Here is a 15,438-nt window from a genome sequence, read left to right as displayed (position 1 = left end):
CAACTTGCGTGCGTCCGATTGCGGCAGGTAAACGCTTGAGCTACATCCGACCGCGACCGCAAGAAGTCGCGTCTTAGGGAAACGAGCGCACGATGGCCGAGAGTGACACGGTGGCCGGGCACACCTACAGCCCGGCGATGGACGCGAAGACTCACGAGCAGACCTATCGCGGGTTCGTCCGGTTCGTCGAAATCGCCACCGGCGTCGTGATCTGCTGGGTGCTGGCCCTCGCCATCGGCGGGATCCGCGAAGCTTGGCTGCTGGCCATCGTCGGCGTGATCGCTTCGGGAGCCGCGGGCGCGGTGGGCGCTCTCGCACCGGCCGTCGGGTGGAAGGCCCCGCTGGTCGTCGGGATTCTGCTGGTCCTGTACCTGTTCTTCGCCTGAAATGTTCGAGGGCGGTGGCGTTAAGCGCCGCCGCGGATGACGAGCCCGCTCGCGATCGCCGGGCGGGTCGCTGACGCATTGTTGGCAATTAAATTGAGCGCAAGTTACATTCCGGCCGCTTCCAACGCGGTATCGTAGGTCCGCCTCTCGAAAAGCGTCGCCGGTTCGCGCATTCGAAGGCCGAGCTTTTCCAGGGGAACCCTCGCATGCGCATTTCTGTGCTGTCCGAGACGGACTCCGCGGAGCCGCGCGTCGCCGCGGTTCCTGAGACCGTCAAGAAGTTCAAATCTCTCGGTGCTGACGTCGTGGTGCAGTCCGGAGCGGGCCAGAGGGCCGGCATTCTGGATTCCGAGTACGAGGCCGCCGGCGCCGGCATAGCGGGGAGCGCCGCCGATGCCGCCAGGGATGCCGACCTCGTGCTGAAGGTCCGGCGCCCGAGCGCCGAAGAGCTGCCGCAGTTGAAGCGTGGCGCCACCGTGATCGCGATCATGGACCCCTACGGCAACGAGGAAGCCTTGAGGGCGATGGCCGAGGCCGGCGTCGACGGCTTCGCCATGGAGCTGATGCCCCGCATCACCCGCGCGCAGGTGATGGACGTCCTGTCCTCGCAGGCGAATCTCGCCGGTTACCGCGCGGTCGTCGACGGCGCCGCCGAGTACGGCCGGGCGATGCCGATGATGATGACCGCCGCCGGCACGGTGCCGGCCGCCCGCGTGTTCGTCATGGGCGTCGGCGTGGCCGGCCTCCAGGCCATCGCGACCGCCCGACGCCTCGGCGCGGTCGTCACCGCCACCGATGTCCGGCCCGCCACCAAGGAGCAGGTCGAATCGCTGGGCGCCAAGTTCGTCGCCGTCGAGGACGACGAGTTCAAGCAGGCCGAGACCGCCGGCGGTTACGCCAAGGAGATGTCGGCCGAGTATCAGAAGAAGCAGGCAGAGCTGGTCAAGGGCCACATTGCCAAGCAGGATATCGTCATCACCACCGCGCTGATCCCCGGCCGGCCGGCGCCGAAGCTGGTCTCCGAGGAGATGGTGGCGTCGATGAAGCCGGGTTCGGTGCTGGTCGACCTCGCGGTGGAGCGCGGCGGCAACGTCGCCGGCGCCAAGGCCGGCGAGGTCGTCACGAACGACCGCGGCGTGAAGATCGTCGGCCACGTCAATGTGCCGGGGCGGCTCGCCGCCACGTCGTCGAGCCTCTACGCCCGCAACCTCTACGCCTTCGTCGAGACCCTGATCGACAAGGAGTCGAAGGCGCTGGCCATCAACTGGGACGACGAGCTGGTGAAGGCCACGAACCTCACCCGCGACGGCGCGGTCGTGCACGCGTCCTTCCAGCCCAAGACCGATGGCGCAGCCTCGGAAGCCGCCTCCGTGGGGCTGGCCAAGTCGGAGGCCAACAAGGCGTCCGGCACGGCCGCCCCGGCGGGCGCGCAGTGAAGCCCGGCCGAGAGGAGTAGCAGAATGGCAAACGTCATCGTCCCTCCCGATCAGGCCGCCGATCAGGCCCGCGTGCTGGCCGACGCCGCGCGCGCGGCGGCCGCGGTGGCGCGCAACGCCGCCGACCAGGCGCAGATCATCGCCGACGGCATGGGCCACGGGCTGAGCGCCGCCACGGGCGGCGCGGTCGATCCCACGGTGTTCCGGCTCGCGATCTTCGTGCTGGCGATCTTCGTCGGATACTACGTGGTCTGGTCGGTGACCCCGGCCCTGCACACCCCGCTCATGTCGGTCACCAACGCGATCTCGTCGGTGATCATCGTGGGCGCGATCCTGGCGGTCGGCGTTCCGCTGATCGAGAAGGGCACCGGGCTGGCCCGGTTCTTCGGCTTCATCGGCATCGTGCTCGCCAGCGTGAACATCTTCGGCGGCTTCCTCGTCACGCAACGCATGCTCGGCATGTACAAGAAGAAGGGCTGAGCCGGTGTCAGAGAACGTCTCCTCCCTTCTCTATATCGTCGCCGGCGTCCTGTTCATCATGGCGCTGCGGGGGCTCTCGCACCCCACAACCTCCCGGCAGGGCAACCTGTACGGCATGGTCGGAATGGGGCTCGCGATCCTGACGACGCTCGTCGGCCACCCGCCGGCGGGTGCCGGCGCCTGGATCCTCGTGCTGCTGGGCCTCGGCATCGGCGGCGGCGCGGGCGCGGTGATCGCCAAGCGCGTGCCGATGACCGCGATGCCGCAGCTCGTAGCGGCGTTCCACTCGCTGGTCGGCCTCGCGGCCGTCTTCGTGGCGGCGGGCGCACTCTACGCGCCGCAGGCCTTCGGCATCATCGAGAACGGCCACTTCCACAAGCAGTCGCTCTTCGAGATGGGTCTCGGCGTCGCCATCGGCGCCATCACCTTCACCGGCTCGGTGATCGCGTTCGCCAAGCTCGACGGTCGCATGTCCGGCAAGCCGATCATGCTGCCCCAGCGCCACCTGATCAACGCGCTGCTGGCCGCCGGCCTCGTGCTGCTGATCGCCCTGTTCATCGGCACCGAGTCGAAGGCGATCTTCTGGCTGATCGTCATCGCCTCGCTCGTGCTGGGCGGGCTCATCATCATCCCGATCGGCGGCGCCGACATGCCGGTGGTCGTGTCGATGCTCAACTCCTACTCGGGCTGGGCGGCGGCGGGCATCGGCTTCACCCTGGGCAACCTCGCGCTGATCATCACCGGCTCGCTGGTCGGATCCTCGGGCGCGATCCTGTCGTACATCATGTGCCACGCGATGAACCGGTCGTTCATCTCGGTCATCCTCGGCGGCTTCGGCGGCGACACGGCCGCGGCCGGCACCGGTCAGGTCGAGACCCGGCCCGTGAAGCAGGGTTCGGCCGACGACGCGGCCTACATTATGAAGAACGCCGAGCGGGTCATCATCGTCCCGGGCTACGGCATGGCGGTCGCCCAGGCGCAGCATTCGCTGCGCGAGATGGCCGACATGCTGAAGAAGGAGGGCGTCGACGTGAAGTACGCCATCCATCCGGTGGCGGGCCGCATGCCGGGCCACATGAACGTGCTGCTGGCCGAGGCCAACGTGCCCTACGACGAGGTGTTCGAGCTGGAGGACATCAACGGCGAGTTCCCGCAGGCGGACGTCGCCTTCGTGATCGGCGCCAACGACGTGACGAACCCGGCTGCCAAGACCGACAAGGCCTCGCCGATCTACGGCATGCCGATCCTGGACGTGGAGAAGGCCAAGACCGTGCTGTTCATCAAGCGCGGCATGGGCTCCGGCTACGCGGGCGTCGAGAACGAGGTGTTCTTCCGCGACAACACCATGATGCTGTTCGGCGACGCCAAGAAGGTCGTCGACAACATCCTGAAGTCGCTCTGAGACTCAGGTCTCCGGCAGATCCGACGGGCGGGCAGCGATGCCCGCCCTTTTTCGTTGTGCCGGATCGCGTTCGCCGTCGCTGTTGCGGCGAGGCGCAAGATTCCCCGCGCGGCCCGGTGTAGGGTGGCGCCCGTGTCGTCCGCTCCGCTCCTCGCCGAACCGCCGCCCTTCCTGGGTGTCGCCGCCTCCGTGACCGGTCGGCGCTGGCAGGAGCGCTGCGGCGGCGCGGCCGTCCAGAATCAGATCGCCAAGATGGTCCAGGCCCACGGCCTCCCGGAGTTGCTGGCCCGGGTCCTGGCGGGACGGGGCATCGTCCCGGAAGCGGCGCCCCGTCACCTCGCGCCGCGGCTGCGGGACCTGATGCCGGATCCGCACACGCTGCTCGATATGGAGGCGGCCGTCCGCCGCCTCGTCCGCGCCGTGAAGCGCGGGGAGACGGTGGCGGTGTTCGGCGACTACGATGTCGACGGCGCCGCGAGCGCGGCGCTCCTCGCCGGCTATCTCCGCAACCTGGGACTGCGCGCGCCGATCCACATCCCCGACCGGATCACCGAGGGCTACGGCCCCAACGTCGCGGCGATCACCGCGCTGGCGGCGGAGGGCGCGACACTCCTCGTCTGCGTCGATTGCGGGACGAGCGGCCACGCGCCGCTGGAGGAGGCCGAGAAATCCGGTCTCGACGTCATCGTCCTCGACCACCACGCGGCTTCCGAGATCCTCCCCCCCGCCCGCGCCGTGGTCAATCCGAATCGCCTCGACGACCTGTCGGGCCTCGGCCATCTCTGCGCCGCCGGCATCGTCTTCCTGACCCTGGTGGCGCTGAACCGCGCCCTGCGGCAGGAGGGCTTCTTCGGCAGCCATCGTCCCGAACCGCAGCTCACCGATGCCCTCGACCTCGTGGCGCTGGCGACCGTGGCCGACGTCGTGCCTCTCACGGGCCTCAACCGGGCCTTCGTGACCCAGGGGCTCACGGTCATGCGCCATCGCGGCCGCACCGGGCTCGCGGCGCTGCTGGACGCGGCCTCGCTCGGCGAGCCTCCGGAAGCGTGGCATCTCGGCTTCGTGCTCGGGCCGCGCATCAATGCCGGCGGGCGCATCGGCGACTCGGCCCTGGGCGCCCGCCTGCTGACCACGGCGGACCCGGGCGAGGCGGCCCGGATCGCCGCCGACCTCGATCGCCTCAACCGCGAGCGTCAGGCGATCGAGGCGCAGGCCGTCCTGGAGGCCGAGGCCGAGATGGACCGGGCCCTGACGCTCGATCCGGCCCGTACCGTGCTGGTGACTGCCAGCGCCGAGTGGCACCCCGGCATCGTCGGCCTCATCGCCTCCCGGCTGAAGGAGCGCTTCAACCGGCCGGCCTTCGCGTTCGCGATCCGTCCGGACGGGACCGCCACGGGCTCGGGGCGCTCGATCCCGGGCGCGGATCTGGGGCTCGCGGTCCGCGCCTGCGTGGAGGCCCGGCTCGCCAGCAAGGGCGGCGGCCATGCCATGGCGGCCGGCGTGACCGTGCGGGCCGACGACATCCCCCGCTTCGAGGCGCATCTGGCGATGCTGCTCGGGGCGAGCGTCGCGGTGGCCCGGACCGCCGATGCCCTGCTGATCGACGGCGGCCTCAGCGCCGGCGGCGCCACTGCGGAGACGGTCCGGCTGCTGCAGCGGGCCGGCCCGTTCGGCCAGGGTGCGCCCGAGCCGATCTTCGCGCTGGGCCGGCACCGCCTCGTCGACGCCGGTCTGGTCGGCTCCAGCCATGTCAGGGCCCGGCTGCGCAGCCGCGACGGGCAGGTGGTGGGAGCGATCTGTTTCCGCGCCGCCGAACGACCGCTCGGCCTGGCCTTGCTGAACGGGATCGGCCGGGAGATGCACGTGGCCGGGACCCTGTCCTGCGACCGCTGGCGCGGCGCCGAGCGCGCCCAGCTCCGGATCGTCGATCTGGCGCCGTCCGAATCCTGAGACGTCCGGCGTCAGCCGCCGGCCATCACGAGCGCCCAGAAGCGCTTGTACCGGGTGGTCGGGGCATCGACCCGGGCGATCCCGATCCTGCGGATCTGCGGCAGCAGCATGTTCCTGTTGTGCTCGGGACTCGCCTTCCAGCGGGCGAGCACCTGCTCCAGGGTCTCGGACCCGGCGCTGAGATTCTCGGCCGCCCAGGATCTCGCGAGACCGGCCGACGCCATGCGCGAGGTGAAGCTGCCGCCGACATCGTGGCTGAGCTGGCCGTGGCGGGCGTTGTTGCCGGCCTGGAAGGCCGCCGCCTTCACGAGAGCCGAGTCGACCACGACCGGGCTCAGGCCGTGCTGGACCCGGTAGGCCGAGATCGCCGCGGCGGCCGCGACCTCGTCGAGCACGGCGGTGTGCGTCGCGTTCTCGACGGGAGTCTCGGGCAGGACCGAGAGACCGCCGCACCCGGCGAGGGCCAGCGGGAGGGCGACAGCGAGGGCGAGACTGAGCTTGGGCACGGTCCGGTCGGCAAATCGTGTGACGGGATCGCCTCCCTCCGGCGCGGTTGCGGCGAAAGCGCGGCGCGCGGCGCGCCCGGACCATCCCGCCGAACAGCGTGGCGCCGGCGCCACGCCGGGCCCGGATCAGGCCGCCAGGGCGCTGCCCTTGAGCATGGAGGGCGCGAAGGCGCGCAGGAGATCCGGATCCAAATGCCCGGTGTTGTCGGCCATGATCGACAGCGCCTCCGCGGGAGTGGCAGGCTGCCGATAGGTGCGCCGCTCGGTCAGGGCGGAGAACACGTCGCAGATCGTCACGATCCGCACGAGGTCCGAGATCGCCGCACCGGACAGCCGATCGGGATAGCCCTTCCCGTCAAGACGCTCGTGGTGGTGAAGGACCACGTCGATCACCGCCTCCTCGAAATCGCCGTGCACGCGAAGCAGATCGGCGCCGATATCGGGATGGCGCTGCATGAGGCGCGATTCCTCGGGATTGAGCGGTCCCGGCTTGTTGAGGATCTCCGCGGGGATGCGCGCCTTGCCGATGTCGTGCAGCAGCGCCGAGCGCACCAGCAACGCGAGGTCGGTCTGACCGAGGCCGATCTGCGAGCCGAAGGTGGCGGCGTGGCCGGCGACGCCGAGGGTGTGCTGGTAAACGCCGATCTCGTGGCGCCACACCGCGGTGAGCCACTCGGCGATCCCGACCTCCGAGACGGCCGCGAGGACCAGCTCGGTTCCGCGATCCGCGTCGGCGCGCTGCAGACGGGCGCCGAGGGCGGCGCTGTCGAAGATCTCGGCGACGACGGCGGTGGCGCCCGAGACGCGCTCCAGGAGCCGACGCTGCCGCAACTCGGCGGAGCGCGTCGCCTCCTCGATCATGGCGAAGACATTCGCCAATACAAGCTGGCGGGGCGACGCGGCCGGCAGCTGACGGAGGTAGCGAGCGGCCGGCAGGGGTTCGCCGCGCACGAGAACGAGGCGCGGGACCGGCGGTCCGTGATGGGCGAGGGTGGATTGCAGCTCGGCGCTACGGGCCGGCGGCAGGTCCAGGATGACGAGATGTGGCCGCCCCGACGGCAGCGGGACGCCGGGCGGAATCGCACGACAGTCCATCACTAGCGCGATCGCGCGCTCGAGGGCCGATCGTTCGGACGGACGATCCGAGACGATCAGGACGAAAGGCCCGTCCGAGAAACGCGATGCGGGGCCGAGGGCCAACGCGGTAGCTCCTCGCCCGCACGGTCAACGATCGGTTCACCCTACGCGTAAAATTTGAGGAAAGCGTTAACCCTACGCATTCTCAGACGCTGCGGACCGGCCTTGTCCTCAGGCGAGCTTCGCGGACGCGACGTCGGCGGCGGGCTCGACGGTCGCGTGACCACCCTCCGCGGCGGAGAGGAAGTCCGCGAACTTCACGGTCAGCAACGCCTGGCAGGCGGCGAAGGCGACAAAGATGGCGAGGAAGCTGGCGATCATCGGACTATCCGGCGCGGTTTCGAACGGGACATGTTGCGATGCGATACGTGTCATGCCGCGGCGCAACTTGGTATGCCAGATTACGAATACCGTTCATGCCGTGCATGCATGGAGAGCGCGTGCACGCCCGCTCGCGACGGTTTTCCCTCGGCGCCATGCTCTCGATCGGATAGGTGGCGCGCCACGTTTGAGCGCTCCGCGGCCGGATTTTTTGCAGCGCCGCAACGATCGTGCACGATTCGATTTGAGATCCCGTTAGACCGGGTCTCGACTGTGCATCGGAGCCGACAGACGCGACGTCGATGATGCCGCGCAAGTGCGCGCAGGCGTGCTGACGGATGAGCCGCGACGCAATCCCGGTCTCATCGCCGCCGGTCGTGAGCTCGGGCGGCGATCAGTCCAGGTAGTCGCCGTAGGTGTCGACGTGTTGCGCGAGACCGAGACCGTGCTCGCGGACGAGCCTCTCGGCCAGATCTGCATCGCGGGCTTCGAGCGCCGAGATGATGGCGACGTGCTCCCGTATCGAGCGCTCCGCTCGGTCGCCCTGCCGGAGCGCGGTGCTGCGGATGCCGCGGACATGCATCAGCAGATTGCTGGTCAGATCGGCGATCGCCTCGCAGTGACCCAGCGCGATGATGCGCTGGTGGAAGCGGATGTTCGCATCGGAGTACTCGTCGATGTGCTCGGACGGCTGCCCCTCGAAGAATTCAGGGAACGATTCGCGCAACGAGCGCAGTTGCGCGTCGGTGGCGCGCGCGCAGGCGAGACGGGCCGCCATGCTCTCCAGCGCCGTCCACGCGTGGATCATGCTGACGATCTCGCGCTTGTTCTTCTTGATCACGAAGACACCGCGCCGCGCTTCGGAGCGGACGAAGCCCTCCTGCTCAAGAACCGTCAGGGCCTCGCGCACCGGCGTGCGGCTGACACCGAGATCCTGCGACAGCTTCCGCTCGTCGAGACGCACCTCGTCCGGACGCCCGTAGATGTCCATGTTGGTGATGGCCGTTTTGAGCGCCTCGTAGGCCAATGTCCGGAGACTGGAGCTGGCGACGATGGGCTTCACGCTCAGCGGTTCGGAATTCGACATCCCTCGTCCAGTCGGCTCACACGCATGATGTCCCGCACGCATTCTCTGTCGTGCGCTCTCAAACGACCTAACCCAAACCTTTGCAAGATCCTAGTCGATTGCGGCGCGGTCCCACAGACCTGTGACCTTTGCCGCCTTCCGGCACGTTAGAAGTGGCGCGAACGCAACCGAAATCCGGGCCCCTCGCAGCCACGTGCGAGGCACGTTCGAGCCAAGTGTTTAATCCAACCCGGCTGAGGTGTGTTTTTTTGCAGGTTCGATTGACAGCCTGGGATTAAATCAGCACCATCTTGCTGGCATACCGTCGACCATCAGACATCATCGTCCGGTGCCAGGCGGGTGGCGGCTACTACAGAGATTATTTGCCCGCGGGCCAAGAATTTTTCTAAGAATTCCGGTCAAGTTGTTCTGCCAAGCTGCGCTCTGGCAAGGCATAAAGCTGGCCTGAGCGCGAACGCCAACAATAATACTGTCCAGGAGGGAACGGTATGTCCGAGATCGTCAAACCGGTGGGGCGCGGCCGCTGGCTGCAACTCGCCTTCGGCGTCGTCTGCATGTGCATGATCGCCAACATGCAGTACGGCTGGACCTTCTTCGTGAGCCCGATGCAGGAGCGCCACGGCTGGGATCGCGCGGCGATCCAGGTGGCCTTCACGCTGTTCGTCGTCACCGAGACCTGGCTGGTCCCGATCGAGGGCTGGTTCGTCGATAAGTACGGCCCGCGGATCGTCACGCTGTTCGGCGGTCTGCTCTGCGCCATCGCTTGGGTGATCAACTCCTACGCGGATTCGCTCACCGTCCTCTACATCGCGGCCGCGATCGGCGGCACCGGTGCGGGTGCGGTCTACGGAACCTGTGTCGGCAACTCGCTGAAGTGGTTCCCCGATCGCCGCGGCCTGGCCGCCGGCATCACCGCCATGGGTTTCGGCGCGGGTTCGGCGCTGACGGTCGTGCCGATCCAGGCGATGATCAAGTCCCAGGGCTACGAGGCGGCCTTCTTCTACTTCGGCATCGGGCAGGGCGTGATCGTCATGCTGATCGCGCTGTTCCTGCGCGCGCCGGCCAAGGGTCAGGTTCCGGAGGTCGCCCGGGTCAGCCAGTCGAAGCGGGACTACAAGCCGTCCGAGATGGTCCGCACGCCGATCTTCTGGGTCATGTACGCGATGTTCGTCATGATGGCCGCCGGCGGTCTGATGGCCACCGCGCAGCTCGGCCCGATCGCCAAGGACTTCAAGATCGCCGACGTCCCGGTCTCGCTCCTCGGGATCACGCTGCCGGCGCTGACCTTCGCGGCCACGCTCGACCGGGTGCTCAACGGCGTGACGCGTCCGTTCTTCGGCTGGGTCTCCGACCATATCGGCCGCGAGAACACGATGTTCCTGTCCTTCGCGATCGAGGGCCTGGGCATCTACGCGCTGAGCCAGTTCGGCCAGAACCCGATCGCCTTCGTGCTGCTGACGGGGCTCGTCTTCTTCGCCTGGGGCGAGATCTACTCGCTGTTCCCGGCGACCTGCGGCGACACGTTCGGGTCGAAATACGCGGCGACGAATGCCGGCCTGCTCTACACGGCCAAGGGCACCGCGGCGCTGATCGTCCCCTACACCAGCGTGCTCACGACCATGACCGGGAGCTGGCACACGGTGTTCCTGGCGGCCGCGGCCCTCAACATCCTGGCGGCCCTGCTGGCGCTGTTCGTCCTCAAGCCGATGCGCGCCGCCTACACCAAGAAGCCCGAGGCGGGCCTCGCGCCGGTGCTGGCGCAGTAGCAGGCCCCGGTCGTCCGGCGCCGCGACGCCGAACCGACGTGATGAGCCCGGCGCCGTCTTTACGGCGCCGGGCTTCCTGCATACCGGGAACCGGGCCTTCCGGAGACCGGGCATCATGGACAGAGACGAGCGGATCGCGCGGGAGAGCGTCGTGGCGGCGGCGCGGGCGCTCGACGCCCAGGGGCTGAACCGCGGCACCTCGGGCAATGTCTCGGTGCGCTTCCGCGACGGGCTCCTGATCACTCCGTCCGGCATGCCCACCGACCGGACCGGACCGGACGACGTGGTCCGGTTGGACCTCGACGGCACGCACCCGCCGGACCAGAAGCCCTCGTCGGAATGGCGCTTCCACCGAGACATCCTGGCGTCCCGTCCGGGATTCCACGCGGTGGTCCACGCGCATCCGGTCTACTGCACCGCCTTCGCGATGTGCGGGGAGGCCATCCCGGCGGTCCACTACATGATCGCGGCCTTCGGCGGCCCGACAGTGCGTTGCGCGCCTTACGCGCCGTACGGCACGGCGGAACTCTCGGACCTCGCCCTCGCGGCGCTCGTCGACCGCAACGTCTGCCTCCTCGCCAACCACGGCATGATCGCGGCCGGCGCGAGCCTGGAGAAGGCGCTGTGGCTCGCCGTCGAGCTGGAAACGCTCTGCCAGCAATACGCCGTCGCGCGGCAGATCGGGACGCCGATCATCCTGTCCGACGACGAGATCGGCGCCACGGTCGAGCGCTTCCGCGGCTACGGTCTGAACGCGGCGCGGCAGACCGCGCCGGAGACGACCTGACGCGAGGTTGGCCTAGCGCCCCAGGATCTGTCCGACCGCCAGTCCGGCTTCCCGGGCGAACTCGGCCGCCGCGACCTTCTTGCCGCCCTCCGCCTTGACCTTGCGGACTTCGATCTGGCCGCCCTGGGCGCAGACGCTGAATCCCTGATCGTCGACGGCGATCACCTCGCCGGGCTTGCCGACGACGTCGGCGAGCTTGCGGATGCGATGCAGGCTGCAGTCGAAGATCTGCAGCTTCTTGCCGTCGTGGGTGGTCCAGGCGCCGGGCGCCGGGTTGGCCGAGCGGATCAGGTTGTAGATCTGCTCGGCGTGGGAGGACCAGTGGATCTCCGCCTCGGCGGCGCGGAACCAGCCCTCGTAGCTCGCTGCGTCCTCGTCCTGATCGATCTCGACATGCTGGCCGGCCACGACGAGATCGGCTGCCTCGAGCATGGCCGCAACGCCCATCGGGAACAGGTTGTCGAAGTAGACGTCGCCCAGGGTCGCGTCGGCGCCGATCGGGCAGGATTTCTGCAGGATCACCGGGCCCTCGTCGAGGCCGTCGGTAGGCCGGAAGATGGTCAGGCCGGTCTGCAACTCGCCCCGGGCGATCGGCCAGTTGATCGACGACGGGCCGCGGTAACGCGGGAGCAGGCTCGGATGATACTGGATGGTGCCGTGCGTCGGGATGTTGACGAAGCTCTGCGGCGCGAACTGGAGCACGTAGGCCATGATGCCGATATCGGCGTTCAGGCCGCGCATCGCGGCCTCGGCCTCGGGGCTCTTCAAGCTGGGAAACTGGAAGACCGTCAGCCCCTTCTCGACGGCCGCCGTCTTCAGGACGTCCGGCTTGGCGCCGGGCTTCTCGGGCGCGCAGAACACCGCGGCAACCTCATCGCCTCGCTCGAGGAACGCCTCCAGGACCGCTTTTCCGAAATCCTGTTGACCGATGAAGGCGATGCGCATGCAGGCTCCTGGGTGTCGTCCGGGCCCTGCGCGGGACCGGGATGGAACGGACCGAGCGCTGGCTCGGCGGCGCGACCGTGCCCTGGCCGTCGAACGGCGTCACCCGGAATCCGGGGCCGCGCGGCACGCGCGCCCCCGGATTGTAACTTCAGCGATCCGGAGCCTCGGCCGCGGCTCGCCGGAGACCGATCACTCGGCCGCGATCTTCTGGACCGCGCCGATCGCGCCGGACTCGGAGATCTCGCCGACCTCGGCCTCGGAGTAGCCGAGCACGGAGCGCAGGATCTCCTCGGTGTGCTCGCCGAGGAGCGGCGAGCGGGTCACCTCGCTCGGGCTCGCCGACAGCTTGATGGGATTGCCGACCGTCAGGTACTTGCCGCGGGTCGGGTGATCGACCTCCACGATGGTGCCGGTCTTCCGCAGCGACTCGTCCTCGGCGATCTCCTTCATCGACAGGATCGGGCCGCAGGGGATGTCGTACTTGTTCAGGGTGTCCATCACCTCGAACTTGGACACCTTCATTGTCCAGGCCTCGATCCGCGTGAAGATCTCGTTGAGATGCGGCAGGCGGGCCTTCGGGGTGGCGTAGTTCGGATCGGTCTTCCAATCCGGCTCACCGATGATGTCGCAGATCGGCTCCCAGACGGCGGCCTGGGTGATGACGTAGATATAGGCGTTCGGATCCTGCTCCCAGCCCTTGCAGCGCAGGATGCGGCCCGGCTGACCGCCACCCGAATCGTTGCCCGCGCGCGGGGTCGCCTCGCCGAAGGGGATGCCCTCGCCGAACTGGCTGTACTCCTTGAGCGGCCCGTGCGCGAGCCGCTGCTGGTCGCGCAGCTTCACCCGGCACAGGTTCAGCACGCCGTCCTGCATGGCGCAGTCGACCTTCTGGCCGAGGCCGCTCTGGGTCCGATGATAGAGCGCCGTGACGATGCCGAGGGCGAGGTGCAAGCCCGTGCCGGAATCACCGATCTGCGCGCCCGTCACCATCGGGATGCCGTCGCGGAAGCCCGTCGTCGAGGCGGAGCCGCCGGCGCACTGCGCGACGTTCTCGTAGACCTTGCAATCTTCGTAGCGGCCCGGACCGAAGCCCTTCACGGAGGCCAGGATCATCCGCGGGTTGGCCTCGTGGATCTTCTCCCAGGTCAGGCCCATGCGGGCGAGGGCGCCGGGCGCGAAATTCTCGACGAGGACATCGCATTCCTTGATCAGGCGCCAGAGAACCTCCTTGCCCTTGGGGTTCTTCGAGTCGAGCGTGATCGACCGCTTGTTGTGGTTCAGCATCGTGAAATAGAGGCTGTCCACGTCCGGGATGTCCTGAAGCTGCTGGCGCGTGGCGTCGCCGACGCCCGGCCGCTCGACCTTGATGACGTCGGCGCCGAACCAGGCCAGGAGCTGCGTACAGGTCGGACCGGATTGAACGTGGGTGAAGTCCAGGATGCGGACGCCTTCGAGGGCCTTGGTCATGATCGGTCTCGGAGCTGGAGTCGGTGTGGGGATGACGGAGGGCGGCTCAGGCCGCGCGGGATACCGATTCGATGCCTGCACGGGCCCGTGACGCGCGTGCCGCGACGCCGGGGCAGGGGCCTTCCATCCTCGAACGGATCATGTCTGTTCTCCCTCCCGAAGCGCGGTCTCGTCGTATCGCGACACCGTCACGCGGACTCGGGGTGACGAGTCCGCCAATTTGTATACCACATGCCATCTGGCGGACGCGAGTGCCTATTGTGGACGTCTCCGGTGACGGCCGATGCCGGAGCGTAAGCCGGGGCGCGCCGACGCTCAACACGCGGCACAGCGCGAACGCGCGTCGCCGGCAGCGCCCCCTTGGCATTCCGGGACAGGCGGTCCATGATTTCGCCAAAATTGCCTCTGGCTGCGGGATGAAAAGCGTGCCGCAGCCGTAGGGGGCACGATGTAACGCTGCACGAGGAACGCCCATGCTCGCCAGCACCAGCCTGATCAAGTCGTCCTGGATCGCCGTCGACGTCGCCCACGACCGCGCCGAGCGCGTTCTCGTGGTCGAGACTTACATTGCCGTGAGCCCGCTGGAACCGAATTACGACGCCGCGCAGTACGAGCGCGTGCTCGCCTGCGTCCAGAAGGTGCTCAAGACCCATCCGGAGATCGACCGTGCGTCGATCCTGAGCATGCATCGCGGCTCCGGCTGCACGGCGCTGTTCCGAGACACGCCCGCGAAGCAGCCCGCGGCCGCCTGAGGTGCTCAGGCCTCGCCGCTCTCGGTCGGTCGGGACAGATCCGGCGGCTCGAGGGCGACGCGGGCCGCGTGGAACCACCACAGCGGGATGTCGCGATTGGCCTTCGCCAGTTCCGACGCCCATCCCTCCTTGGGCATGACGTCGGCGCGATCGGCGAAGAGGCGCAGCGCCGCCTCCGCGCGCTCCCGTCGGCACCGCTCCTCGATCGCTCGCCGCTCGGCCTCGGCGCGGGCGTCGGTCTGCTCGATGAGGCGCCGGGTCGCGAGATCGTCGGCGTCGAAGGCGAATTGCTGCCAGAACGCCTCCGCCTCCCGGGCGACGTCGCGCTCGCGGCGCAGCGTCACGAGCGCCTCTTCCGCGGCACTCCGCGCCGTCTCGGCCGCTTCGGCGCGGGCGAGGAGGCGGTTGTTGGCCTCGAGGAGTTCCCGCTCGCGCTCGGGCGACATCCGCTGCCGGCGCAGCACCCGCAACTCCTCCTCGTCGGCCCGTCGGGCCGCCAGCAGATCCGCCAGCGGGCCGGCCGCGAGGGCGTCGGCGGATCGACGATAGCGCTCGCGGAGACCGGGGTGCCGGGCCTCCAGGTCCGGGTCGGTCCAGAGGGCGCGATCCTCTCCCTCCGTCCGCTCAGACTCGTACAGAGCCTGCGCCAGGGCCTCGCGCAGGTCGTCCGGAAATCGTGCCGCCGCGTGTCCGTTCATGAACCTGCATTCGCGTTGAGCGATCGACAGAACCTAGAACGCGGGCGGACGCCGGGAGAGACCATCGCCGTGTGACGCACGCGAATTTTTCGTCGCGGCCCAGCCGCGCGTCGGCGTCGGGCGCCGATCGTGACCTGTCCGCCGAGACGCGCAGACTGCAATCGCCGCTCCGCCTCGACCCGGCCATGCGCGCACCCCGTCCGCTTGCCTACGCCGGGGCGGGTCCAAGGTGGATCGTGGCCGAACCTGCTTGCCCGGACCTGTCGCGCGCCCGCAGGCAGAGCCCCGGCCGCGGACCCGCACCCATCCCGGCCCCGC

Annotated in this window: 15 protein-coding genes; 8 read left to right on the top strand and 7 right to left on the bottom strand. The window is 68.8% G+C overall.

What is annotated here, in order from left to right:
* Positions 1 to 92: 92 nt before the first annotated feature.
* From J3A75_RS19485 to recJ, 5 genes are all read left to right on the top strand, one after another.
* Positions 93 to 386 carry an aa3-type cytochrome c oxidase subunit IV gene (locus J3A75_RS19485; protein ID WP_012319754.1) on the top strand — a complete coding sequence of 98 codons (294 nt, stop codon included), beginning with the start codon at positions 93 to 95 and terminating at the stop codon, positions 384 to 386.
* A 206-nt stretch (positions 387 to 592) separates the two neighbouring features.
* Positions 593 to 1,822 (top strand): Re/Si-specific NAD(P)(+) transhydrogenase subunit alpha, encoded by a 1,230-nt coding sequence (locus J3A75_RS19480; RefSeq protein ID WP_070999705.1) that lies wholly within the window; start codon positions 593 to 595, stop codon positions 1,820 to 1,822.
* Positions 1,823 to 1,846: 24 nt separating this feature from the next.
* A complete protein-coding gene (locus J3A75_RS19475; RefSeq protein WP_012319752.1) occupies positions 1,847 to 2,302 on the top strand; it encodes a proton-translocating transhydrogenase family protein in 456 nt (151 codons plus the stop codon).
* Between the two features lie 4 nt (positions 2,303 to 2,306).
* A complete protein-coding gene (locus J3A75_RS19470; RefSeq protein ID WP_012319751.1) occupies positions 2,307 to 3,704 on the top strand; it encodes an NAD(P)(+) transhydrogenase (Re/Si-specific) subunit beta in 1,398 nt (465 codons plus the stop codon).
* A gap of 132 nt (positions 3,705 to 3,836) precedes the next feature.
* Entirely contained in the window at positions 3,837 to 5,654 is a 1,818-nt protein-coding gene (gene recJ, locus J3A75_RS19465; RefSeq protein WP_083374488.1) for a single-stranded-DNA-specific exonuclease RecJ, read from the top strand.
* Positions 5,655 to 5,665: 11 nt separating this feature from the next.
* Here the strand turns inward: recJ and J3A75_RS19460 are convergent, their stop codons facing one another.
* From J3A75_RS19460 to J3A75_RS19445, 4 genes are all read right to left on the bottom strand, one after another.
* Positions 5,666 to 6,160, bottom strand: coding sequence for a CAP domain-containing protein (locus J3A75_RS19460; RefSeq protein ID WP_012319749.1), 495 nt, complete (start codon positions 6,158 to 6,160; stop codon positions 5,666 to 5,668).
* A 126-nt stretch (positions 6,161 to 6,286) separates the two neighbouring features.
* Positions 6,287 to 7,255, bottom strand: a complete 969-nt coding sequence (locus J3A75_RS19455) for an HD-GYP domain-containing protein (protein WP_245295961.1) — start codon at positions 7,253 to 7,255, stop codon at positions 6,287 to 6,289.
* A gap of 213 nt (positions 7,256 to 7,468) precedes the next feature.
* A complete protein-coding gene (locus J3A75_RS19450) occupies positions 7,469 to 7,618 on the bottom strand; it encodes a hypothetical protein (protein WP_164891374.1) in 150 nt (49 codons plus the stop codon).
* Between the two features lie 394 nt (positions 7,619 to 8,012).
* Positions 8,013 to 8,705, bottom strand: a complete 693-nt coding sequence (locus J3A75_RS19445; protein ID WP_012319746.1) for a GntR family transcriptional regulator — start codon at positions 8,703 to 8,705, stop codon at positions 8,013 to 8,015.
* Positions 8,706 to 9,193: 488 nt separating this feature from the next.
* On the opposite strand from J3A75_RS19445, the gene oxlT reads away from it, so the two are divergent.
* Both oxlT and J3A75_RS19435 read left to right on the top strand, forming a co-directional pair.
* Positions 9,194 to 10,471, top strand: coding sequence for an oxalate/formate MFS antiporter (gene oxlT / locus J3A75_RS19440; RefSeq protein ID WP_012319745.1), 1,278 nt, complete (start codon positions 9,194 to 9,196; stop codon positions 10,469 to 10,471).
* A gap of 115 nt (positions 10,472 to 10,586) precedes the next feature.
* Positions 10,587 to 11,258 carry a class II aldolase/adducin family protein gene (locus tag J3A75_RS19435; protein WP_029357432.1) on the top strand — a complete coding sequence of 224 codons (672 nt, stop codon included), beginning with the start codon at positions 10,587 to 10,589 and terminating at the stop codon, positions 11,256 to 11,258.
* A gap of 12 nt (positions 11,259 to 11,270) precedes the next feature.
* Here the strand turns inward: J3A75_RS19435 and J3A75_RS19430 are convergent, their stop codons facing one another.
* A complete protein-coding gene (locus J3A75_RS19430; RefSeq protein ID WP_029357431.1) occupies positions 11,271 to 12,203 on the bottom strand; it encodes a methionyl-tRNA formyltransferase in 933 nt (310 codons plus the stop codon).
* Positions 12,204 to 12,392: 189 nt separating this feature from the next.
* Positions 12,393 to 13,670 (bottom strand): formyl-CoA transferase, encoded by a 1,278-nt coding sequence (gene frc, locus J3A75_RS19425; protein ID WP_012319742.1) that lies wholly within the window; start codon positions 13,668 to 13,670, stop codon positions 12,393 to 12,395.
* A gap of 473 nt (positions 13,671 to 14,143) precedes the next feature.
* Here frc and J3A75_RS19420 point away from each other — a divergent pair, with 473 nt between their 5' ends.
* Entirely contained in the window at positions 14,144 to 14,422 is a 279-nt protein-coding gene (locus tag J3A75_RS19420) for a hypothetical protein (RefSeq protein WP_012319741.1), read from the top strand.
* A 5-nt stretch (positions 14,423 to 14,427) separates the two neighbouring features.
* Here J3A75_RS19420 and J3A75_RS19415 read toward each other — a convergent pair whose 3' ends face one another.
* A complete protein-coding gene (locus J3A75_RS19415; RefSeq protein ID WP_053622150.1) occupies positions 14,428 to 15,120 on the bottom strand; it encodes a hypothetical protein in 693 nt (230 codons plus the stop codon).
* Positions 15,121 to 15,438 lie beyond the last annotated feature (318 nt).

This window comes from Methylobacterium sp. PvP105, from assembly GCF_017876975.1.
Classification (GTDB): Bacteria; Pseudomonadota; Alphaproteobacteria; order Rhizobiales; family Beijerinckiaceae; genus Methylobacterium; species Methylobacterium radiotolerans.
The sequence above is the reverse complement of the archived record's forward strand: the minus strand, read 5'-3'. Positions and strand labels throughout refer to the sequence as shown.